The sequence below is a fragment of the Janthinobacterium sp. genome, assembly GCF_031995485.1.
GTDB lineage: Bacteria > Pseudomonadota > Gammaproteobacteria > Burkholderiales > Burkholderiaceae_D > Janthinobacterium.
Window position 1 is genome coordinate 311,373 of sequence record NZ_DAMAGB010000001.1, and the last position, 21,605, is coordinate 332,977.

Consider the following 21,605-nt stretch of genomic DNA (forward strand, 5'->3'; position numbering starts at 1 on the left):
TGAATCACCACTAGCCCCGTGCATGCTGTGCTCGGGGTCATCGATCCCGAGCCGGCGTTCCTTCCAGAACCCCGGCGAGGAAACTCGCCGGGGTTTTGTCTTTCTGGCGCGCGTTTTTCAGGCGCGCCGGCATACGAAACCCGGGCACACCCAAGGTTTTACGCATGCCCATTCATCACACCCTGCACGGCTTTCAAGTACCCGTGCACATTTTTACCGACGATATCGACGCGCAGGCACTGCGCCAGCTGGAGCAGATCGCCAGCCTGTCCATCGTCCATCCGTTTGTTGCCGCCATGCCCGATGTGCATGCCGGTATCGGCGCCACCGTCGGCAGCGTGATTCCCACGCGCGGCGCGATTATTCCGGCCGCCGTCGGCGTTGATATCGGCTGCGGCATGAACGCCGTGCGCACGACATTGACGGCCAGCGATTTGCCCGACAACCTGGCGCGGCTGCGCAGCAGCATCGAAGCGGCCGTGCCGGTCGGCTTCGAACAGCACGACTGGAGCAAGGTCCAGGGTTCGCGCCAGGCGCGTGCCACGCGGCCCCTGAACGACCGTCTGCTGCGCATCGTCGGGCGCCACCCCGGCATTGCGAAAATGCTGCGCCAGTTCGAGCGCAGCTGGATCTGCCAGGCCGGCACGCTCGGCGGCGGCAACCATTTTATTGAACTGTGCCTCGACGAAGAGCAGCGCGTGTGGGTCATGCTGCATTCGGGTTCGCGCGGCATCGGCAATGCGATCGGCCGCTACTTTATCGCCGCCGCGCAGAAGGACATGCGGCGCCATAAAATTCAATTGCCGGATGCGGACCTGGCCTATGTCAGCGAAGGTTCGGCCGTGTTCGACGACTATGTGGAAGCGGTCGGCTGGGCGCAGGATTATGCGCTGCTCAACCGCAGCGAAATGATGCGGCTGGTGCTGGAAGTACTGGCGAAATGTGCGCCGCCGTTCCGGCTCGACGGCGAAGCGATCAACTGCCACCATAACTACATTGCGCAGGAAACCCACGCCAAAGAGGCGCTGTACGTGACGCGCAAGGGCGCCATTTCGGCGCAGGCAGGGGAGTGGGGCATCATCCCCGGCAGCATGGGCGCGCGCAGCTTTATCGTGCGCGGCAAGGGCAATCCCCAGTCGCTGTGTTCATGCTCGCACGGGGCCGGACGCAGCATGAGCCGCAGCGAGGCGAAGCGGCGCTTTGACCGCTTCGACCTGATCGCGCAGACGCAGGGTATCGAGTGCCGCAAGGACGGCGGCGTGATCGACGAGATCCCGGCCGCCTACAAGGATATCGATGCGGTGATGGCGCACCAGAGCGATCTGGTGGAGGTGGTGCATACCTTGCGCCAGGTCGTCTGCATCAAGGGCTGAAAGGAGCCACCATGAAAATGAAACTGAAAACACCGAAGCCGCGCAATCCGCTGGTGGCGGCCGCCAAGCTGCGCGGCGGCGCCGGTGCGCATCAATCGGAAGCGTCGCCGCGCGCGGCGCGCCGGGCCGGCAAGCATCATTTGCAGCAGTTATTGGCGGGGAGGGTGAAGCACGACGGCAGCCGCTGATGGTGGGTGCTCAGTGGTGCGGGTGCTCGTAGCGCGCCCGGATGGCCGCCAGCGTGCCACGCCGCTCCAGCTGGGCGATGGCGCCGTTCAGGCGCGCCAGGTCGGCGCTGCTGGTGGTGCGCGCGTTGAGCATCAGCGCCACGGGCGCGTGCCGCACCACGAAGGGGACGGCAGACAGCGCCACGCCCTGCTGGCGCGCCACGTGGCGCATGGCCAGCACGTCGCCCATCAACAGGTCGGCGCGGCCGGCTTCGAACATGCGCAGGCCCTGCTCGAAGCTGCCGAACTGGTTCAGGCGGCCGCTGTTCTCCAGCGCCGGCAGGGCTGCCGCATACTCCTCGCCGTACCAGCCGACCCTGGGCGCCAGCAGGGTGGCCTTGCCGCGCACCAGCTGCGCGATGCTGGCAATCGGCGGCCTTGCGCTGGCGCTGCCCGGCTTGCCGAAGATGCCGACCGTCTCGTTGCGGTAACTGATGGTAAAGCGTGCATACGCTTCGCGCTCGCCGGTCGGGGAGGCGGCCGGCATCATGTCGAGGCCGCCCTTTCGGAACAGCAACTGGCGCCGCGCCGCCGGCAGTTCCGGCAAGGTGACCAGGGTGCAGTGGGCCTCGCTGAAAATGGCGCGCACCAGTTCCAGGTCCAGGCCCGTGTCGCGGCCTTGCGCATCGCGGTACAGATACGGCAGCCACTGGTCGAGCGCCATCGTCATGCGGCAGGCCGTGGCCGGCAGGGCGCAGACAGGCAGGAAGGCGGCGATCAGCAGCTGGCGCAGGGGCATCTTTTCCAAGGGAGTTTCATTCGCTATCTAACCAAGAGTCAATGTGACAGAATGGTAAAGGAAGTCAAGCGCCGAGGCTGCATAAATCCGCTATAGTGGCGCGGTGTCCCCCATCGCAAAGGAAGCCCGCTTGACTCCTCCACTCGAAATCGCCGCCAATGTGCTGATGACCGTCTCCATCGTCCTGGCCGGACGCAACAATATTCATTCCTGGTGGATCGGCATGGTGGGCTGCGTGCTGTTCGCCGTGCTGTTCTACCAGGTCAACCTGTATGCGGACGTGCTGCTGCAGCTGTTCTTTATCGTCACCTGCGCCATCGGCTGGCTGCAATGGCGGCGCGGCGCGGGGGGCAAACCGTTGCCGATCACGCGCACCGGCTGGCGCAGCCTGGCGTGGATCGTGCCGGCCGGCGTGGCCGCCGTCGTCATCTACGGCATGCTGCTGCATACCTGGACCAATGCCTACGCGCCATTCATCGATTCGGCCGTGCTGGTGTTCAGCATCATCGCGCAGTTCCTGCTGATGAGCCGGCGCCTGGAAACCTGGGGCTTCTGGCTGCTGGTCAATACAGTGGCCGTGCCGCTGTACTACAGCCGCGGCCTGCACCTGACGGCCGTGCTGTATGCGGCCTACTGGATCAATGCGCTGGTGTCATGGTACTGGTGGAACCTGCAGGCGCGCAGGGCGGCGGCCGCCGCTGCCGCCAGTGCTGTCGCCTGAGTCTTTAGACTCAAAACGTATATACAATCAATTTTTAATTCGTTCCAGCTTGAAAGACGCCGCGATATAGTGGGTGTTCTCCGCTCACCGGTGTCTTTCATGTCGCGTTTTACCTTGTTCAGCTATTTTTCTACCGTCCCGCCATCGCCGTGCAGCCGCATGCCGATGCGGGCACGCCGCCGCATCCCGTAGTCGCATCACACCCCCACTGTCGCTGTCCGTTGGCTGAGGTAACCCCTCGGCCAGCAGGCCCCCGTACGCCTTTTTTATCCGGAAAAGGCCATCTCCCATCAAGAGGAAACCATGTTCAAACCACTCGCCGCCAGTCTCGCCATCGCCGCCGCCTTTCCATCGTACGCCCATGCGCAGGAAGAGATGGTGCGCGTCAATGTCACCGGCTCGAATATCCGCGTCAGCGAAAAAGAAGGCGCCAGCGCCGTGCAGGTCATTACCGCCAAGGAGCTGAGAGCGGGCGGCAAGACCAGCGTGGCCGAAGTGCTGCGCGCCATTTCCGCCAACAGCGGCAACAGCTACAACGAACAATATACGGGCAGCTTTTCGGCCGGCACCTCGGGCCTGTCGCTGCGCGGCATCGGCCAGAAAAACACGCTGATCCTGGTCAACGGCAAGCGCGTGGCCAGCTATGCCACGGCGCAGAATCTGCAGGAGACGTTCGTTGACCTCAACAGCTTGCCGATGGCGGCGGTGCAGCGCATCGAGGTGCTCAAGGATGGCGCCTCGTCCGTCTACGGCTCCGATGCGGTGGCCGGCGTGGTCAATATCATTCTCTACAAGGAATTCACCGGCACCGAGCTCACCGCGCAGCTGGGCGGCTCGACCGAGGGCACCGGCCAGAGCGAGAAAAGCGCGGCGCTGCAGACGGGCTTCGGCAAGCTGCAGGACGACGGCTACAGCGTGGTCTTGTCGATCGACGCGCAGGAGCGCGACAAGCTGCAGCAAAGCGACGTGGCGTGGATGCGCGACGCGGACTTCCGCAATCAGCAGCGCGGCAGCCTGGGCTGGGCGATCACCAACTATGCCGGCTCCGACCCGACCCGCACCCTGGGCGGCGTGCAGGGGCCGCTGCAACTGGCCGACTACGGCGCCATCACGCCCGGCAAGGCGGGCCAGGTGCTGGCCTACAATCCGTCGCCGTACAAGACGCTGATACCCGGCATCAAGCGCGTGCACACGGCCGCGCGCGCCACCTTCAAGGTCAATGCCGAGACCGAGGCATACGTCGACCTGCTGCACAGCTATTCGCGCGCCGACCAGACCTTCAGCGCGCCGCTGACCGTCAACAGCGCCACGCGCGTATGGAACAACGCCACCCAGGCGCTCGACACGATCCCGGTGATCCTGCCGGTGGGCCATCCGAACAATCCGGGCGCGACGCCGCTGCCATTCACGGCCACGCTGTTCGACCTGGGGCCGCGCATGAAGCAGGACAGGGTGACGTTCTACCGCGCGCTGGCCGGCCTGAATGGCACGCTGGCGGGCTGGGACTGGGATGCCTCGGTCGGGCATTCCAGCAGCGAGCTGAAGGAAACCGTGCAGAATTTCGTCAACCGCTACGAGTTCGAAAAAGTGCTGGCCGACGGCAGCTACAATTTCTTTGACCAGTCGCAAAACAGCGAGGCGGTGCGCAACCGGCTGCGCCTGTCGACCCTGCGCCCGGCCCGCTCGACGCTGGACACGCTCGATGTGTCGGCTGCCAAGGACATAGCCGAACTGCCGGCCGGTCCGCTCGGCTTTGCGGCCGGCGCGCAGTGGCGCCGCGAAAAAATGGACTCGCAGACCTCGAGCGCCGTGCTGTCGGGCACCGAGCTGCGCCCGGCCATCAATATCATCGACGGCGCGCGCGACGTGTCGGCCCTGTTTGCCGAATTCAACGTGCCGGTGGTGAAAGAGCTGTCGGTCAATCTGGCCGGACGCGCCGACCACTACAGCGATTTCGGCAATGCGTTCTCGCCGAAAGCGTCCGCGCGTTACCAAGCGGCACCGTGGCTGCTGCTGCGCGGCACGGCCTCGCGCGGCTTTCGCGCGCCGTCGCTGCCCGAGATCACGCAAAGCACGGCGGTCAGCTACCTGAGCGTGATCGATCCGCGCGACCCGCAGACGCCGACCCAGGCGCGCGGCGTGACGGCCATTACCATCGCCAATACCGAACTGCGTCCCGAGCGCTCGAAAAACATCAACCTGGGCGTGGTGATCTCGCCGACCAGCAACGCCAGCATCGGCCTCGACTACTACCGCATCCGCCAGGACGGCGTGATCGGCACCGAGAGCGCCGTCACCACCATCGCCAACGAGGCTGGCGCGCCGGGCAAGGTCACGCGCGACGCGGACGGGCGCATCACCACCCTGTACCGCCAGTACCGCAACCAGGGGCAGCGCGACGTGTCCGGCATCGACCTCGACCTGCGCCAGCGCTTCGCCAGCCAGGACTGGGGCAAGCTGACGCTGGCCGGGCAGCTGAGCCGGGTGCTGCGCTTTGCCGAGCCGCTGTCGGACGGCGCGGCGCTGACGGACGGCGCCGGCACCAATTACTTCGGCTCGATCCCGAAATGGCGCGGCGTCAGTTCGGCCACCTGGGAGCAGGGCAAGTGGAGCTCGACCCTGACCTGGAACTATGTGGGCAGCTATGCGCAGAACACGCACCTGGACGAATCGGTGGCGGCCTTCAGCACGTTCGACATCAATACCAGCTGGCAGGTCACGCCACAGGCCAACGTCAGCTTCATCGTGCAGAACCTGGCCAACAAGCGCGCGCCATGGGATTACTCGGCCTCCGGTTTCGATTACACGCAGGCCGATCCGCGCGGACGCTTCGCGTCGCTGAAACTGAACTACAAGTTCTGAAGACGGTGTAAAAAGAGGTCAGTGCGGCGCCGGCATCTGCTGGCCGCCGCGCTGCTCCTGCAGGCGCTGGCGGTAGGCGCTGGGGGTGACGCCCATGCGTTCGCGAAAGGCGGTGGCGAAGTTGCCGGCGTTATGAAAGCCGATCAAGAGGGCGATATCCTGCACGTCGATCTCGGTCTGTTGCAGCAGTTCCACGCCGCGCGCGATGCGCGCTTCGCGGATAAACGCAAACACGGTCATGCCGGTCTGTTCGCGGAACATCAGGGTCAGTTTTTCACGGTAGGTGCCCACGCTGCGGGCGATTTCGGACAGGTTGGGCAAGCTGCCCAGGTTGTCGAGGATCAGCTGCTTGACGGCGTTGACGAACACCAGGTCGGGATGCTGGGGCGGCTTGTCGCTGGCCGGCGCGGCAGGTGGCGCGGTGCTGTTGGCGCGCCGCATCAGGCTCAGGTGGATATGGATGCGCGCGGCCAGTTCGGCCGGGGTAAACGGTTTGGAGATATAGTCGACGCCGCCCACCTGCAGCCCCGTGATGCGCTCATTGACGGCATCGGCGCCGCTCAGAAAGATGACGGGAATGTGTTCCGTTTCCGGATTGGCCTTGAGCAGCCGGCAGGCCGTAAAGCCATCCATTTCCGGCATGCGCACATCGAGCAGGATCAGGTCGGGGTGGGTGGCCAGTGCCAGCTGGTAGCCCTGGTAGCCGTTGTAGGCCACGCTGAAACGATAGGGTTCGTCGCTTAACAGCTCCGTCAGCATGCGCTGCTCGAACGCGGAATCGTCCACGATCAAGATGTTTTTTTTCCCTGTTTCGCTGGCTATCGACATGGCGTGGATGAGTTAACCAATAAGCAAGATGTGGTTTATTATGCCCTGCTTTTAAAAAATTATCTGCTTTTCTCTCAAATCAAAAGATGTTTCACCGCGTTAAGAAGCAGCAATTTTCTGGATGACTAATAATCCAGTCATAGATTGATTTAAAGCAATGTGGCTTACGAAAAAATCTGCTTTGCCATTCAGGCAAGGATGCTGAAAGCCCAAGAATTTTGGCTGCCAGCACTTGAATTTGTTGTCCTGGTTTGCGTGCCCGACAAACGCCGGCAATACCGTGACTATCCTCGCGCCTCTTCAAGAGAGAGGCCATTTTTTGATGTCTGATCATCAGGAGGTAGTATGTTACGCGCTAAATTTTCCCCTTTCGCCGCCGCTGCGGTCGCCATGTCCCTGATCGCTGCCGTCTTGCCTGGCGTGAGCAATGCCGCCACGTATCTGAACGGCTCGAATACCGCCACCTTTGACGTGACGCTGAAGATCGTCGCCAACTGCGTCATCGCCGCCGCGCCGCTGGACTTCGGCCAGACCCAGGGCGTGCTGGCCAGCGCCGTCAACGTCAGCACCACCCTGAACGTGACCTGCACCAACAGCACGCCGTACAACGTGGGCCTCAATGCCGGTACCGGCGCCGGCTCGGTCGGCACCACCCGCTATCTGGCCGGTACTGGCGGCAATACGGCCACCGTGCAATACAACCTGTTCCAGGCTGCCGGCGCCACCGTCTGGGGCAATACGCAGGGTACCGATACCCACAGCGGCACGGGCAGCGGCGTGGCGCAGCCAATCACGGTGTATGGCCAGGTGCCGCCGCAAAGCACGCCGATTCCCGATACCTACAAGTCGACCATCACGGCGACGGTGTATTTTTAAAGTGGGCAGCTCATGACGGCCCGCCGTACTTTTCTCCTGTTGACGATGCTGCTGCTGGGCATCGCTGGAGTTGAAACGGCAGGGGCTGCCAACCTGCAGATTTCTCCCGTCACCATCAATATGCGGGCCGAGCAGACCTCGGCCGGCATCACCTTGCAGAACCTCGGCGATGCGCCGCTGTTCGGCCAGGTGCGCGTGTTTTTGTGGGACCAGGCCAATGGCGAAGAGGCCATGTCGCCGACCCAGGAGCTGGTCGCCAGTCCTCCCATTGTCGAGATCGCCGCCAACGGCCGGCAGACCATCCGCCTGGTGCGCACGCAGGCGGCCAGCGCGCAGCAGGAGCGCACCTATCGCGTGCTGATCGACGAAGTGGGCCGCGACGATGATCCGGCCCGCAGCGGCGTCGATATCCGCCTGCGCTATTCGGTGCCCGTGTTCGTGCTGCCCAGTGGCGCGCCCGGCAAGGAAGTACTCGACTGGCAGGTGTACCGCAAGGATGGCGAGTGGATGCTGCGTGTGCAGAACACGGGCAACTTCCATGCGCAGATCGGCAGCCTGACCCTGACCAACCAGGCAGGAAAAAGTTTTGTGATCAGCAATGGTCTGTTCGGCTATGTGCTGGCGGGCCGCATGCGCGTCTGGCGCCTGCCCGTGCCCAGGGAAGCCGCGCTGGAAGGCGCGCTGGCGATCGCCGTAAACGTCAATGCAAAGGTGAGCGTTGCCCGAAATTCCACACCACCTTGATTACTGCCGTCATGGCCCATGCTGGCTCAACCGGGTTAACCCATGAGATGGATGCAGACATGGCAGGCTTGCGCGATGGTGCTGATGGCGATGCTGGCAGTCCGGATGGCCGGTGCGGCAGAGGCGGTGGTGGCAGTGTCAGGAGCCGATCCCGGGCCGGCCACGGCGGCGCCCGATGCGGCGCCCGATGAATTGTATCTGGAGGTCATATTGAATGCCGAAGCAACCGGACTGATCATGCGTTTTACCCGCCAGGGCAACGGCGTGGTCAGCAGCGTGGAGAACTTGCAGCAGCTCGGGCTGGACCCGGCGCGCTTCGGCGTGTCCGGCCAGGCCGAGGTGGCGCTCGACTCCATTGCCGGTCTCGGCTACGACTATGACGCCGCGCGCCAGAGCATTGCGCTGCGCGTCGACGACAGCCTGCGCGCGCCATACACGGTCAGCGCGCGCGCCACCAGCCGCCCCGCGCCGTCGCAGGTGACGCCGGGCGCCGTGCTCAATTACGAACTGTATTCCGAGCTGGGCCAGACCCGGCGCAGCGCGCTGTTCAACGACCTGCGCTACTTCAACCGGAACGGCGTGTTCAGCAATACCGGCACCTACAGCCTGGGCAGCGGCCAGCGCCAGTACATGCGCTTCGACACGTTCTGGAACCATTCCGACCCGGAAACGCTGGAAAGCTGGCAGGTGGGCGACCTGATTTCGTCGTCGCTGAGCTGGAGCCGCGCCGTGCGCATGGGCGGCTTTCAATGGCGCAAGAATTTCCAGCTGCGTCCCGACCTGCTGACGTTTCCCGTCGCCTCGGTTGACGGCACGGCGCTGGTGCCGTCTTCGCTCAGCCTGTATGTCAACGGGGTGCAGCAATATTCGGCCAGCGTGCCGAGCGGCCCGTTCGTGCTGAACCAGGTCAGCGGCATCAATGGCGCCGGCCAGGCCACCATCGTCACCCGCGATGCGCTGGGCCGCAGCGTGACGACCACCTTGCCGCTGTATGTCGACACGCGCCTGCTGGCGCGCGAGCTGAGCGACTATTCGGTCGAGGCGGGCGTGCTGCGGCGCGACTACGGCCAGCGTTCGTGGGGCTATGCCGACGACCCCGTTGCCAGCGCCTCGGGCCGCTATGGCGTGAGCGACAACCTGACCGTCGAAGCCCATGCCGAACTGACGCGCGGCGTGCTCAATGCGGGCGCCGGCGCCTTGCTGCGGCTGGGACAAAGCGGCGTCATCAACGGTTCGCTGGCCGCCAGTGGCGGACAGAACAAGGGCATGCAGGCCAGCGCCGGCTACCAGTACATGGGTCCGGGCTTCAGCATCGACGCGCAAAGCACGCGCGCCAGCGCCCATTATGGCGACGTGGCCACGCGCGACGGCAGCCCGGTGGTGCGCGCGGCCGACCGTCTCTCGCTGAACCTGCCGCTGCCGGGCGCGCAAAGCGTCAATCTCAGCTACATCAGCTACCGCTCGCCTGGCGTGGACATGTCGAAACTGGTCACGTTCGGCTACACGGCCACGCTGTTCAAGAGCGTGTTCCTGAACGCCAGCCTGTTCCAGGACCTGCGCGACAGCAGCCAGCGCGGCTTTTATTTTGGCCTCAGCATGGCGCTGGGCGACGTCTCCGTCAGCGCCAGCGCCAGCCGCCAGAACGACAATGACAGCCGCAGTTTCACGGCCCAGCAAAGCGCCGACTTCGGCGGCGGCTTCGGCTGGGCGGTGCAGTCGGGCAGCTCGGGCGGCCTCGATTACCGCCAGGCCCAGCTGGAATACCTGGGCAACTATGGCCGCCTGACGGGCCGCTTGCAGCACAGCGCATCGAGCAGTGCCTCGGCAGTTGGCCTGTCCGGCGCGGTGGTGCTGATGGACGGCCACCTGGCCGCGGCGCGCCAGGTCGGCAACGGCTTTGCGCTGGTGTCGACCGGCGGCGTGGCCGGCGTGCCGGTGCTGCATGAAAACCGCCAGATCGGCGTGACGGGCGGCAGCGGCTATCTGCTGGTGCCGAACCTGAATGCCTACGGCAACAACCAGATCGCCATCGGCACCGACGGCCTCGATGTCGACGCGCGCGTGCCGGTCACCAACATCAACGTGGTGCCGCGCAGCCTGTCCGGCGTGCTGGCCGCGTTCCCGGTCGAACGCTACAGCGCCGCCACCATCATCGTGCATGGCGAAGACGCCCAGCCGCTGGCGGCCGGCCTGCCGGTGCTGCATGTGCAAAGCGGCAAGCGCACGGTGGTGGGGTTTGACGGCGTGACCTTTGTGGACGACCTGGCGGCCGAGAATGAAATGCGGATCGGCGCCGACGACCAGCTGTGCGTGGTGCGCTTTGCCTATGTGCGCCCGGCGGCGGGCGGCTTGCCGGTAATCGGTCCGCTGCGCTGCCGCAATGTCAAGCGTCCGAGCGAACCGGCTCCGGCAGCTGCCGGGGGAGGCCGCTGATGCGCCGCTGGCTGACCATGCTTGTTGCCGCGTTTGGCTGCGCCTGGGGCGCGTCGGCCCAGGCACAGAACACGTGCTCGGTCAGCGTGGTCGACACCAATTTCGGTGCCGTCTCGCCGATCTCGGGCGCCGACTATACGGTGACGGGCTCGGGCGTGCTGAGCTGCACCTTTGCGCCGCTGGCGCCGCTGCTGACGGCCTATGTCAGCGCCTGCGTGAACCTGAATTTGGGCACCAATTCGCTGTCGGCCGCCTCGCGCACGCTGGGCAATGGCACGCAGCGCATGCCGTACAACCTGTATGTCGACGCCAGCTATGCGCCGGCATCGATCTGGGGCGGACCGGGCGTGACGGGCGCGCTGTCCTCGCTGCCCGTGTCGCTGTCGATGGGACTGCTGTCGCTGGGCGGCACCAAGACGCAGAACTTCAGTTTCTACGGCAAGATTCCGGCCGGCGCATCGCTGGCGGCCGTGTCCACGGTAAACAACGGCGATACCGAATACAGCTCCAGCTTTGCGGGCGCCGGCACGCTGACCTATGCGATCAGCATCCTGGCCGCACCAGCGAACTGCCTGGGCAACAGCGCCAGCTTCGGCTTCACGGTCAAGGCCACGGCCATCAACAACTGCACCATCACGGCCACGCCGATGGCGTTTTCCAACGCCACCATCCTGACCGGCTCGGTGCGCAGCACCAGCACCCTGACGGTGCGCTGCGTAAACAACAACGCGTACCAGATCGCCCTGAACGGCGGCACGGTGGGCGCCAATGTGGCGGCGCGCAAGATGAAGAACACGGCGACGGCCGCCACCGTCGATTACCGCCTGTCGGGCACGCTCGATGGGCCGCTGTGGGGCGATGGCACGAATGGCACGGCGATGGTCAGCGGCACGGGTACGGGCAACAGCGTGCCGGTAACGATCTATGGGCGGGTGCCGGCGCAAACGACGCCGATACCGGGCGACTACAAGGATACGGTGACGGCGACGATTTATTTTTAGAAGACGACGCTGAGCATGCCGTCGGCAGCGGCATGGCGCTCGATCAGGTAGGGGGAATTGTGCTGGCAGCGCACGCTCGGATTGCTGTTGCTGCGCCGGGAAACGATGGTGCAGGACTCCAGTACCACGAAGGTGGCCTGGAAGGAAGCGGAAGAGCTAGACGCGATGGTGCCGGCGGTCGTGGCCTGGCAAAAAGACAGGGCAGACAAAGCAAACAGGGCTGGCAGCAAAACAGGTTTCAAGGATTTCATGGTTGACGCATCTGGCAGTAACGGACATTGGGCAGGCGTTTGTACGCAACTGGCGAGTACCGTTAGTCACACCGGGTTAGGGGTATTGGAACAAGAGATATTGTAATTGAGCAATAAATAGTGTGAGTTTTCGCGTATTTTCAGGCCCTGTCATGGGGGAATACTCACTAGCAATTTGATAGTCACACCAGTCGTTCAATGGATTTTTATTGTTGCTTTGCAACTACGTGAGGAGATAATCATGAAACATACCAACTTCAATACTTTGCCATGCCCGATTGCGCGCAGCCTGGGCAAGGTCGGCGAATGGTGGAGCATCCTCATCTTGCGCGAGGCGTTCTATGGCAAGACGCGCTTCGACGAGTTTGAAAAAAGCCTGAAGATCGCCCCGACCATCCTGACGCGGCGCCTGGCCGACCTGGTCGAAGGCGGCCTGATGACGCGCCGCCAGTATTGCGCCAAGCCGCCACGCTACGACTATGTGCTGACCAAGTCCGGCCGGGCCTTCAAGCCGGTGCTGCTGGCCTTTATCGCGTGGGGCAATGAAAACTTCGCGCCAGAAGGCGCCAGCCTGGTGATCGCCAGCCGCGATACGGGCCTGGCCGCCGATCCGGTGCTGGTCGACGCCATGACGGGCCTGCCCATCAATGACGAATACTATGCGTTTGCCCCTGGTCCTGCGGCCAGCGACAGCATGCGCCACATCATCGAGGAAGCCGAGAAAAGCAGCGGCATCGCGCCGAAACCGAAAGCGGTGGCCGCCAACCGGGGCTGGGTGGCGGAAGGCCACCTGGCCTGAACCGTGTGGGCTGGCGCTGCATCGCTTGCGGGCGTGGCTGGATGACCGTGCTGCGCGCGCGCGCAGGCTGGGTGGTGGCCGCGCTGGCGCTGGCGCTGGCCGCCTGCGCCCGCGCGCCCCATCCGGCCGCCAGCCTCGACGTGACCCTGAGCGGCGCGCAGGCCGTGCCGGCCAATACCAGCCTGGCCAGCGGCAGCAGCAATGTCCATGTCGGCCCTGACCGCGGCGTGACGGGGACCGTGCGCTTTACGGGCATGGTGGCGACGGCAGCCCATCTGCACGAAGCGCCGCCTGGCGCCAATGGCCCGGCCATCGTGCCGCTGCTGAAAGCGGGCGACGGCATGTTTGCCGTGCCGACCGAGACCAGCCTGACACCGTCGCAATACGCGAGCTACCTGGCCGGCAATCTGTATGTCAATGTGCACAGCGCCACCTATCCGGCCGGCGAGATCCGCGCCCAGCTCAGGCCGAAGTAGGGCCGGCTTGATGGGCATTGCTCCAGACCTCCTTCGGGCCGCATTCGCGGCCTTTTTTTTGCATTGACCATCGGGGCATCCTGCCTGCCGCTACAATGGCTGGCCATGCTGACCATCCTCGCCATCACCTTTCCCTTCTTTGCCCTGGTGCTGTGCGGCTACCTGGCCGTGCGCCGTTCGCTGCTGCCGCTGGCCGCCATTCCCGGCCTGAATGCCTTTGTGCTGTACTTTGCGCTGCCCTGCATGCTGTACCGTTTCGGCGCATCCACGCCGGTCGCGCAACTGCTCGACGCCAGCGTGTTCGGCGTCTACCTGCTGTGCGCGCTCATCATGGTGGGCGTGACGATGGCCATGACGCTGTCGCACCGCATCGACTGGAACAACGCCGCCTTCGGCGCGCTGGTGGCGGCGTTTCCGAACACGGGTTTCATGGGCGTGCCGCTGCTGTTGACGTTATTGGGTCCCCGTTCGTCCGGCCCCGTGATCGTCACCATCGTGGTCGACATGCTGGTCACCAGTTCGCTGTGCATCGCGCTGTCGCGCGTGGGCAGCGGCGGCGCGCACGGCAGCCGCGCCGCCGTGCTCAACGCCTTGACAGCCATGGCCGGCAATCCGATGCCGTGGGCGATCCTGCTCGGTGGGCTGGTGTCGTGGCTGGACCTGGCGCTACCGAAGCCGCTGACGCAGACCGTGGGCCTGCTGGCCGACGCGGCTTCGCCGGTGGCGCTGTTTACCATCGGCGCCGTGCTGGCCCGTTCGCAAATGAGCACGGCGGACGCGGCGCCGATGAACGAGTATGTGCCGGTGGCGCTGAAAAAACTGCTGCTGCATCCGCTGCTGGTGTGGGGTACGGGTCACGCCGCCATTGCGCTGGGCGCGCCGCTTGATCCGTTTGCGCTGACCTGCATGGTGCTGGTGGCCTGCCTGCCCAGCGCCAGCAATGTGTCCTTGCTGTCCGAGCGCTTCGGCGCCAACACGGCGCGCATCGCGCGCATCATCCTGGTGTCGACGGCGCTGTCGTTCGTGACGTTTTCGGCGGCCGTCAGCTGGCTGCGCTAAGCGATTTTGCCATCAGCGCGCCGAGCTGGCGTGACGATTCCGGCATGCTTGTGCGCGACAGTTCATGGGCCACGCGCATGCGGTCCTGCAGGCTGTTTTTCTGCTCCATCTTCCATTTGCCTTCCAGCCGCGCCAGCGGAATTTCGATGCCGACTATCGCCTTCAATAATTTGTCGATATACGCGGGCGGCGCGTCGCCCAGTTGCCACGGCTGCGGTTGATCCGCTTCATGGCGCCGGGTGAGGCGCGCCAGAAAATCGAGCAGCCAGGCACGCTCGTCCATCACGCGCAGGCGCCCGTGCGCGTGCACCACGGCGTAGTCAAACGTCGGCACTTCCTCGCCGCTGATCTCTTTTGCCGCATACCAGGCCGGCGTGATGTAGGCGTGCGGCCCCTGGAAGATCACCAGCGTGTCCGCGCCATTGCTGCGCCACAGCGGATTGGCGCGCGCCACGTGGGCGCGCAGGGTGCCGAACGGCGCGTCGGGCGTTGGCGGGGCGATCTCGAACGGCAGGTGGTCGGCACACAAACCGTCCTCGCCCATGCGCACCAGCGCGCCCAGCGGATGGGCCGCCATCAGCGCGTGCAGCACATCGAGCCGCTCTTCGCGGTAGCTTTTCGGGGTGTACATCAGGGCGCCTCCACCAGCACCTCGGCCTTGAGCGAACTGGCGATATAGCAGCGTTCATGGGCGTCGTGATGCAGCGCCGCCAGCGCCTCGGTCGTCGGCGCATCGCCGGCCCATTCGACGCGCGGGCGCAGCACGATGCGCGTCATGGCCAGCCGGCCTTCGGCATTCTTGCCCAGTTCTCCGACGGCCTCGTCGCGGTAATCGTCGATGACATGGCCGCGCTGCGCCGCCAGCGACAGGAAGAACAGCATATGGCAGCTCGAGGTGGCCGCCACCAGCGCCTCCTCCGGGTCGACGTTTTCCGCCACCGACATCGGCAGCGGCACCGACAGCGGCGACGACGAGGCGGGCACGCTCAGGCCGCCGTCGAACTGCCAGGCGTGGCCGCGGCTGTAGCGCTGGCCGGTGAAATCCTGGCCGTCGCGCTGCCAGGCGACGGTGGCGAAAAACTGCTGCATGGCGGTGCTCCGGATAAATGCGATGGCGTGATTGTAGTGCTGCAGTTGGCTATTTAAAACAGCCAATTAGTGCTATCTTCAGGTTACCAATATTCAAGGGTCACCCATGCTTGTCGCCGACATCATCGCTGCGCTGCCGCTCGAGCGCGCGCTGCCCGAACCGCTGTTCCGCCAGCTGTATGCGGCCATGAAGGCCGCCATTCTCGACGGTACGCTGGCGCCAGGCACGCAACTGCCGCCGACGCGCGCGTTCTGTGCGCTGCTGTCGGTGTCGCGCCAGACCGTGCTCAATGCCTACGCGCTGCTGGCAGCCGAAGGCTATCTGGACGGCGCGGTGGGGCGCGGCACGTTTGTCAGCCGCGCGGTACCCGTGCCCAAAGCGGCGGCTGCGGCAACCGGCCTGCTGCGCCCCTTGTCCGCGCGCGGGCAGGATGTGGTGGCGGCGATGCAGCAGGTGGCGTTTCACCGCAGCGCCTTGCGCGCGTTCCGGGTCGGCATGCCGCGCATCGACCATTTTCCGTTCGACGTGTGGAACCGGCTCGAAGCGCGGCGCTGGCGCCGGCCCGATCACCAGTTCGGCTACAGCGACCCGGCCGGCTTCCTGCCGCTGCGCGAACTGCTGTGCGTGTACCTGCAGGCATCGCGCGGCGTGCGCTGCACGCCGCAGCAGATCGTCATCACCTCGGGTTCGCAGCAGGCGCTGTTCCTGCTGTCGACCATCCTGCTCTCGCCCGGTGACGCGGCCTGGATGGAGTCGCCCGGCTACCGCGGCGCCAGTGGGCCGCTGCGCGCCAGCGGCGCCCGTGTCTTTCCGGTGCCGGTCGATGGCGAAGGGCTGGACGTGGCCTACGGTGTGGCGCACTGCCCGCAGGCGAAACTGGCCTATGTGACGCCGTCGCACCAGATGCCGCTGGGCGTGAGCATGAGCCTTGCGCGCCGCCTGTCCCTGCTGGACTGGGCCGCGCGCAACAAGGCGTGGGTGGTGGAAGACGACTACGACAGCGAATACCGCTATGCGGGCGCGCCGCTGGCGTCCTTGCAAAGCCTGGACCGGGCCGGCTGCGTGATCTATGTGGGCACGCTGTCGAAAGTGCTGTTCCCGGGCCTGCGTCTCGGTTACATGGTGGCGCCGCCGGCGCTGGCCGACGCGCTGGTGCAGGCCAAGGCGGTGGCCGACCGCCATACGGCCATCGTGCCGCAGATGGCGCTGGCCGACTTTATCGCCGAGGGACACTTTGCGCGCCATATCCGCCGCACGCGCGACAGCAATGCCGAGCGGCGCGACGTGCTGCTGCGCGCATTGGCGCAGGAACTCGATGATCAGCTGGCGTGCGGCCCGGCCGACAGCGGGCTGGAATTGTGCGCGTATTTTCGCGGTGCGCACGACGAGGACAGCGTGTCGCGCGCGGGGATCGAGCGCGGCATCGAATTGCGTCCGCTGGGTCACTATGCCGACCCGGATGCCGGCCCGGCCTGCGCCACGCCGGCCGGCCTGCTGCTGGGCTTTGCGGCGATCAAGCCGGACGAGATCGGGCATGGCGTACGCGTGCTGGGGCAGCTCCTGCGCGGCCGATAAACTATATACTGAAGGCCTGTCTCCACACGAAGAAATCCGCCATGACCGTCACCCGCTGCAGCTGGGCCAATCCGGCCAATCCGCGCTACCTTGCCTACCACGACACAGAGTGGGGCGTGCCTTGCCACGACGAGCGCACGCTGTTCGAAATGCTGAACCTGGAGGGCGCGCAGGCGGGCCTGAGCTGGGAGACCATCCTCAACAAGCGCGACACCTACCGCGCCGCGTTCGATGGCTGGGATGCGGAAAAAATCGCCGCCTATGGGCCGGACAAAGTGGCGCAGCTGCTGGCAAACCCCGGCATCGTGCGCAACCGCCTGAAGGTGGCGGCCGCCATCACCAATGCGCAAGCGTATTTGCGCCTGCGCGAAGAAGGGCAGACGCTGGACAGTTTTTTATGGGCGTATGTCGGTGGCCAGCCCATCGTCAACAACTTCCAGCCCGGCGAATTGCCGGCCAGGACGGAACTGTCGGACCGGCTGTCGAAAGACCTGGCGAAACGCGGTTTCAAGTTTGTCGGCTCGACCATCGTCTACGCCTACATGCAGGGCATCGGCATGATCGATGACCACGCGCCCACCTGCTTTTGCCGCATGGAGCGCTGATGGTGGATGCTGCATGGATCGTGCTCGACACGGAGTTTGACGGCGCGCGCTTTCGCGCCGCCTGCGCCGCGCATGGCGGACAGCATCTGGACCGGCGTTTGCACTACACCGCGCTGGCGCCGCGCCCGGTCGACGCCAGCCAGTTGCCCGAGCAGTGGCGCGTGCAATGGCCGCCCCATGTGCGCGGCCTGCACCGCATGGTCTCGCGCGACGGCCTGGTCACGCTGGACCTGCTGGTCGGCGACCCCGCCGCCAGCCTGGCGCAACTGTCGGCGACCGTCGATGAGGTGCATCTGGCGTGGGTGCCCTCGTCAATGACGGTGCTGGCACGCCTGATGAAGGACGGTGCGCGCCTGCAGGCCGTGTACCTCGACGATGGCCAGCGCGTGGCGCTGTGGAAAGAAGGCTTTGCGTTTGACGAGAGCCGCCTGCGCGCCGTGTTCCATGCGCGCCAGGCACCGGTCGCGCCCGTGCAGGCCATCGACCGGCGCGCGATCGTGATCGGCGCCGGCATGGCCGGCAGCGCCGCCTGCGAACGGCTGGCCGCGCGCGGCTGGCAGGTGACGCTGGTCGAGCGCCATGCGCAGCCGGCCGGCGAAGCGTCGGGCAACCTGGCCGGCATCTTCATGCCGCTGCTGTCGAAAGACGACAATATTCCCACCCGCCTGGTGCGCGCCGCCTACCTGCATGCGCTGCGCTACTGGGACCGGCTTGGTGGCGTCGGTACCGGTGCCGGTCGCGTCGTCGAGGGCGCGCGCTGCGGCGTGCTGCATCTGGCGCGCGATGCGCAGCATGCGCAGGTACAGCGCCAGATCGCCGCCAGCGGCGAGTATCCGCCCGAATTTGCGCGCTGGCTGGAGCCCGATGAAGCCTCAAGGCTGTTCGGCGCACCGGCGCCGGACGGCGCCTGGTGGTTTGCCGATGGCGGCTGGGCGCGTCCGTCGTCGGCCTGCGCGGCCATGCTGGACGCCTGCGGCGACTTGCTGACACGGCGCTTTTCCAGCAGCGCGCTGGCCCTGGTGCGCATCAATGACGAGTGGCACGTCGCCGATGCGCAGGGAGCCGTGATTGCCGTGGCGCCGACCGTGATCCTGGCCGCCGGCGCCGGTGCGGTGGACTTCGTGCAGGCGTCCGGCTTGCCGCTATATACCGTGCGGGGCCAGGTCACGCACCTTGCGCAAGCGTCCCTGCCGGCGCGGCCCTATGTCGTCTGCCGCGAGTCCTACATGACGCCGCCGTACCAGGGCGTGGTCTGCGTGGGCGCCACCTACGACATGCGCGACGACGACGCCAGCCTGCGCACGTCGAGCCAGCAGGACAATATCGGCAAGACCGCCGACATCCTCGGCGTGCCCGTGTTCGACGCGCCGCTGGCCGGACGCACGGGCTTTCGCTGCATGGCGCCGGACCGCATGCCGCTGGTGGGCGCCTTGCCTGACCCCGGCGTGCCGCGCCGCTGCGAACAGCTGCGCGACGTGCCGCGCTGGCCCGGCCTGCATGGCTTGCTCGGCTACGCCTCGCGCGGCCTGATCTGGGCGCCGCTGGCGGCCGAGCTGCTGGCCTGCCAGCTGGAAGGCGAACCGCTGCCGCTGGAAAACCAGTTGGTGGCAGCGATGGATCCGGGGCGGTTTGTGCTGAAGGAGAGGCGGCGGGCGCAGTAGGGGCGATTGACGGCATCGGATTCAACCCCAACAGCAAGTTCCGGGGTCGGACCCTGAGGGTCCGAGCCCGGCATTTACGCCGTGCGGGTTAGGGTCTTATACGTTTTCCGCCTTTCCTAACTCTTTTTAATTTGTTTTACAGACAAGCCAAAGTCGCTACAGTGCATGCTCAAGGGGCGTTTGCCCCGTTCCATTCCAGGAATCTCATGAACCAGCGCGCCTTGTCCTCCGATTTTTCCGCTCCCGCCGCCTCGCCACCCCAGTGGGAGCTGCACCATATCGTCGATGAACTGCGCGTGGTGCGCGAGCGCTGGCGCGACGGGCTGGCCAGCCACCAGGAATGCGGCGCGCGCCAGTTCCCGTCGCGCCAGCATCTGCGCGAGCTGGTCGGCGCCTTGTGCGCGGCGCTGTTCCCGATGCGCCTGGGGCCGATCGACCTGCAGCAGGAAAGCGAAGATTTTTTTGTCGGCCATACGCTCGACACCACCCTGACCGGGCTGCACGAACAGGTGCGGCGCGAGCTGAGCTACCATGCGCGCCAGCACGGCTTGCAGCAGACGGTACCCATCGAGCAGCAGGCGCTGGCCATCGTGCAGCGCTTTGCGCGCACGCTGCCGGCCATCCGCGCCCAGCTCGACACCGACGTGGCGGCCGCCTTCCACGGCGACCCGGCCGCGCACAGCGTCGATGAAGTGCTGCTATGCTATCCGGGCATCCTGGCCATTATCCATTACCGCCTGGCCCATGCGCTGCATGTGCTGGGCGCACCGCTGGTGGCGCGCATTATCGCCGAAGTGGCCCATTCGCAGACCGGCATCGATATTCACCCGGGCGCCGCCATCGGCGACAGTTTTTTCATCGACCACGGCACCGGCGTGGTGATCGGCGAGACCGCCATCATCGGCCATCGCGTGCGCATCTACCAGGCCGTCACGCTGGGCGCCAAGCGCTTTCCGGCCGGCCTTGATGGCGTGCTGAAAAAAGGCCTGGCGCGCCATCCCGTCGTCGAGGACGACGTGGTGATCTACGCCGGCGCCACCATACTCGGGCGCGTGACGATCGGCCAGGGCTCCGTCATCGGCGGCAATGTCTGGCTGACCCGCAGCGTGGCGCCCGGCAGCCATGTCACGCAAGCGCACAGCACGCAGGAGGCGGCCGACTTCGCGCCTTCCAGCGCCGCCTTTGCCCAACAACCGTGAGGACCGTATGCTGATCAAACAGTTTGGCCTGGCCGTGCGCCAGTTGCGCGAAGGGCGTGGCTGGTCGCAGGAGCGGCTGGCCGAGGCGGCTGACCTGAACCGCTCGTTCATCGGCGAAATCGAACGGGGTGCGGCCACGCCCTCGCTGCTGACGGCGGAAAAGCTGGCCGGTGCGCTCGGCATCGGTTTGGCCGGCCTGCTGGCGCGCTGCGAACCTGAACTGGCGGACTGAATTCCGTGGCAGGGCCGTTGCAGCCGTCCGACATCTTGTACGCCAGCGACGCTGGCGCTCCACGGCGGGCGGTATAATTTACTTGTGGCATGTTAGCCGCGGCGCCGTGCCGCCGGCGCCCAAGGAGAGATGCAGTGGAAGACCAACACAGCGCGCCCGAGCTGTTCCTGTTCCTGGCGTCGACCGTGCACGACATGAAGAACTCGATCAGCGTGGTCAGCGGCACGCTCGAATCGCTGCTGGCGGCCGAGCAGTCCAGCACGACGGCCGACCCGGCCTTCCTGCAGATGGCGCAGATGCTGTACCAGACCAAGCGCCTCAACGACAACCTGATCCAGCTGCTGGCGCTGTACAAGCAGGTCGGCAAACCCGGCTATCCGTTCGACGTGCAGCCGCAACTGGTGGCGCAGGTGGTGGCGCAGGTGGTGGACCAGGAAAAAATCCTGCTGCAATCGAAGGGCATCGTGCTGGAAACGCACTGTCCGCCCGAGCTGATCTGGACCCTCGACGAAGACCTGGTGATCGGCGTGCTGGCGCATGCGATCAACAATGCGATCCGCTATACCAAAGACACGATCCGCCTGTCGGTGGCGGAAGAAAACGGCATGCTGGCGCTGCGCGTGGAAGACAATGGCGACGGGTATACCCAGGCGCTGCTCGACGCGGGCGAAGCGGCCATGGATGGCCTGAGCGCGGGCGTGAATTTTTCCACCAACAGCACGGGTCTCGGCCTGTATTTTTCCAGCGAAGTGGCCAAGATGCACAAGCACCGGGGGCAAAGCGGCAGCATCGCGCTGGAAAATGGCGGCGCGCTGGGCGGCGGCTGCTTCATCTTGCGCCTGCCCTGAGCCGGG

At 65.6% G+C, this 21,605-nt stretch carries 22 protein-coding genes; 17 read left to right on the plus strand and 5 right to left on the minus strand.

What is annotated here, in order from left to right; genetic code table 11:
- The first annotated feature begins 164 nt into the window (after positions 1-164).
- Positions 165-1,373, plus strand: a complete 1,209-nt coding sequence (locus tag RTQ46_RS01445; protein ID WP_312434118.1) for an RtcB family protein — start codon at positions 165-167, stop codon at positions 1,371-1,373.
- Between the two features lie 11 nt (positions 1,374-1,384).
- Positions 1,385-1,561, plus strand: coding sequence for a hypothetical protein (locus tag RTQ46_RS01450; RefSeq protein ID WP_312434119.1), 177 nt, complete (start codon positions 1,385-1,387; stop codon positions 1,559-1,561).
- 10 nt (positions 1,562-1,571) lie between these two features.
- On the opposite strand, the gene RTQ46_RS01455 is transcribed toward RTQ46_RS01450, so the two are convergent.
- On the minus strand, positions 1,572-2,339 hold the full coding sequence (locus tag RTQ46_RS01455; protein ID WP_312434180.1) for a transporter substrate-binding domain-containing protein: 768 nt from the start codon (positions 2,337-2,339) through the stop codon (positions 1,572-1,574).
- 130 nt (positions 2,340-2,469) lie between these two features.
- Between RTQ46_RS01455 and pnuC the strand changes: the two genes are divergently transcribed.
- Together pnuC and RTQ46_RS01465 are read left to right on the plus strand one after the other, a co-directional pair.
- Positions 2,470-3,060, plus strand: a complete 591-nt coding sequence (gene pnuC / locus RTQ46_RS01460) for a nicotinamide riboside transporter PnuC (protein WP_312434120.1) — start codon at positions 2,470-2,472, stop codon at positions 3,058-3,060.
- Positions 3,061-3,363: 303 nt separating this feature from the next.
- On the plus strand, positions 3,364-5,922 hold the full coding sequence (locus RTQ46_RS01465) for a TonB-dependent receptor (protein WP_312434121.1): 2,559 nt from the start codon (positions 3,364-3,366) through the stop codon (positions 5,920-5,922).
- An 18-nt stretch (positions 5,923-5,940) separates the two neighbouring features.
- Here RTQ46_RS01465 and RTQ46_RS01470 read toward each other — a convergent pair whose 3' ends face one another.
- Positions 5,941-6,750, minus strand: coding sequence for a response regulator (locus RTQ46_RS01470; protein ID WP_312434123.1), 810 nt, complete (start codon positions 6,748-6,750; stop codon positions 5,941-5,943).
- Positions 6,751-7,095: 345 nt separating this feature from the next.
- Here RTQ46_RS01470 and RTQ46_RS01475 point away from each other — a divergent pair, with 345 nt between their 5' ends.
- Genes RTQ46_RS01475 through RTQ46_RS01490 form a run of 4 tightly spaced genes read left to right on the plus strand, consistent with a single transcriptional unit; the run spans position 7,096 to position 11,804 of the window.
- Positions 7,096-7,626: a spore coat U domain-containing protein gene (locus tag RTQ46_RS01475; RefSeq protein WP_409518283.1), complete on the plus strand. Its 531-nt coding sequence runs from the start codon at positions 7,096-7,098 to the stop codon at positions 7,624-7,626.
- 12 nt (positions 7,627-7,638) lie between these two features.
- A complete protein-coding gene (locus tag RTQ46_RS01480; protein WP_312434124.1) occupies positions 7,639-8,370 on the plus strand; it encodes a fimbria/pilus periplasmic chaperone in 732 nt (243 codons plus the stop codon).
- 51 nt (positions 8,371-8,421) lie between these two features.
- Positions 8,422-10,803, plus strand: coding sequence for a fimbria/pilus outer membrane usher protein (locus tag RTQ46_RS01485; RefSeq protein ID WP_312434125.1), 2,382 nt, complete (start codon positions 8,422-8,424; stop codon positions 10,801-10,803).
- Positions 10,803-11,804, plus strand: coding sequence for a spore coat U domain-containing protein (locus RTQ46_RS01490; protein ID WP_312434126.1), 1,002 nt, complete (start codon positions 10,803-10,805; stop codon positions 11,802-11,804). Before RTQ46_RS01485 ends, RTQ46_RS01490 begins: the two co-directional genes overlap by 1 nt.
- Here the strand turns inward: RTQ46_RS01490 and RTQ46_RS01495 are convergent.
- Positions 11,801-12,055 carry a hypothetical protein gene (locus RTQ46_RS01495; protein WP_312434128.1) on the minus strand — a complete coding sequence of 85 codons (255 nt, stop codon included), beginning with the start codon at positions 12,053-12,055 and terminating at the stop codon, positions 11,801-11,803. The two genes, RTQ46_RS01490 and RTQ46_RS01495, sit on opposite strands and share 4 nt — an antisense overlap.
- A 241-nt stretch (positions 12,056-12,296) precedes the next feature.
- Here RTQ46_RS01495 and RTQ46_RS01500 point away from each other — a divergent pair, with 241 nt between their 5' ends.
- From RTQ46_RS01500 to RTQ46_RS01510, 3 genes are all read left to right on the plus strand, one after another.
- Positions 12,297-12,854 (plus strand): helix-turn-helix domain-containing protein, encoded by a 558-nt coding sequence (locus RTQ46_RS01500; protein ID WP_312434129.1) that lies wholly within the window; start codon positions 12,297-12,299, stop codon positions 12,852-12,854.
- A 41-nt stretch (positions 12,855-12,895) separates the two neighbouring features.
- Positions 12,896-13,330 carry a CHRD domain-containing protein gene (locus RTQ46_RS01505; RefSeq protein ID WP_312434131.1) on the plus strand — a complete coding sequence of 145 codons (435 nt, stop codon included), beginning with the start codon at positions 12,896-12,898 and terminating at the stop codon, positions 13,328-13,330.
- Between the two features lie 105 nt (positions 13,331-13,435).
- Positions 13,436-14,389 (plus strand): AEC family transporter, encoded by a 954-nt coding sequence (locus RTQ46_RS01510; RefSeq protein WP_312434132.1) that lies wholly within the window; start codon positions 13,436-13,438, stop codon positions 14,387-14,389.
- Here RTQ46_RS01510 and RTQ46_RS01515 read toward each other — a convergent pair.
- Positions 14,373-15,020 (minus strand): FMN-binding negative transcriptional regulator, encoded by a 648-nt coding sequence (locus RTQ46_RS01515; RefSeq protein ID WP_312434134.1) that lies wholly within the window; start codon positions 15,018-15,020, stop codon positions 14,373-14,375. The two genes, RTQ46_RS01510 and RTQ46_RS01515, sit on opposite strands and share 17 nt — an antisense overlap.
- On the minus strand, positions 15,020-15,478 hold the full coding sequence (locus RTQ46_RS01520) for an OsmC family protein (RefSeq protein WP_312434135.1): 459 nt from the start codon (positions 15,476-15,478) through the stop codon (positions 15,020-15,022). The genes RTQ46_RS01515 and RTQ46_RS01520 overlap by 1 nt, the downstream gene beginning before the upstream one ends.
- Positions 15,479-15,584: 106 nt before the next feature.
- Between RTQ46_RS01520 and RTQ46_RS01525 the strand changes: the two genes are divergently transcribed.
- From RTQ46_RS01525 to RTQ46_RS01550, 6 genes are all read left to right on the plus strand, one after another.
- Entirely contained in the window at positions 15,585-17,054 is a 1,470-nt protein-coding gene (locus tag RTQ46_RS01525) for a PLP-dependent aminotransferase family protein (RefSeq protein ID WP_312434136.1), read from the plus strand.
- Positions 17,055-17,095: 41 nt separating this feature from the next.
- A complete protein-coding gene (locus tag RTQ46_RS01530; RefSeq protein WP_312434138.1) occupies positions 17,096-17,659 on the plus strand; it encodes a DNA-3-methyladenine glycosylase I in 564 nt (187 codons plus the stop codon).
- Entirely contained in the window at positions 17,659-19,320 is a 1,662-nt protein-coding gene (mnmC, locus tag RTQ46_RS01535; protein ID WP_312434139.1) for an FAD-dependent 5-carboxymethylaminomethyl-2-thiouridine(34) oxidoreductase MnmC, read from the plus strand. The genes RTQ46_RS01530 and mnmC overlap by 1 nt, the downstream gene beginning before the upstream one ends.
- Before the next feature lie 206 nt (positions 19,321-19,526).
- Entirely contained in the window at positions 19,527-20,519 is a 993-nt protein-coding gene (gene epsC / locus RTQ46_RS01540) for a serine O-acetyltransferase EpsC (protein ID WP_312434141.1), read from the plus strand.
- Between the two features lie 7 nt (positions 20,520-20,526).
- Positions 20,527-20,751: a helix-turn-helix transcriptional regulator gene (locus tag RTQ46_RS01545; RefSeq protein WP_312434142.1), complete on the plus strand. Its 225-nt coding sequence runs from the start codon at positions 20,527-20,529 to the stop codon at positions 20,749-20,751.
- A gap of 134 nt (positions 20,752-20,885) precedes the next feature.
- Complete coding sequence (locus RTQ46_RS01550) at positions 20,886-21,599, plus strand: HAMP domain-containing sensor histidine kinase (RefSeq protein ID WP_312434144.1); 714 nt, start codon at positions 20,886-20,888, stop codon at positions 21,597-21,599.
- Positions 21,600-21,605: the final 6 nt, after the last annotated feature.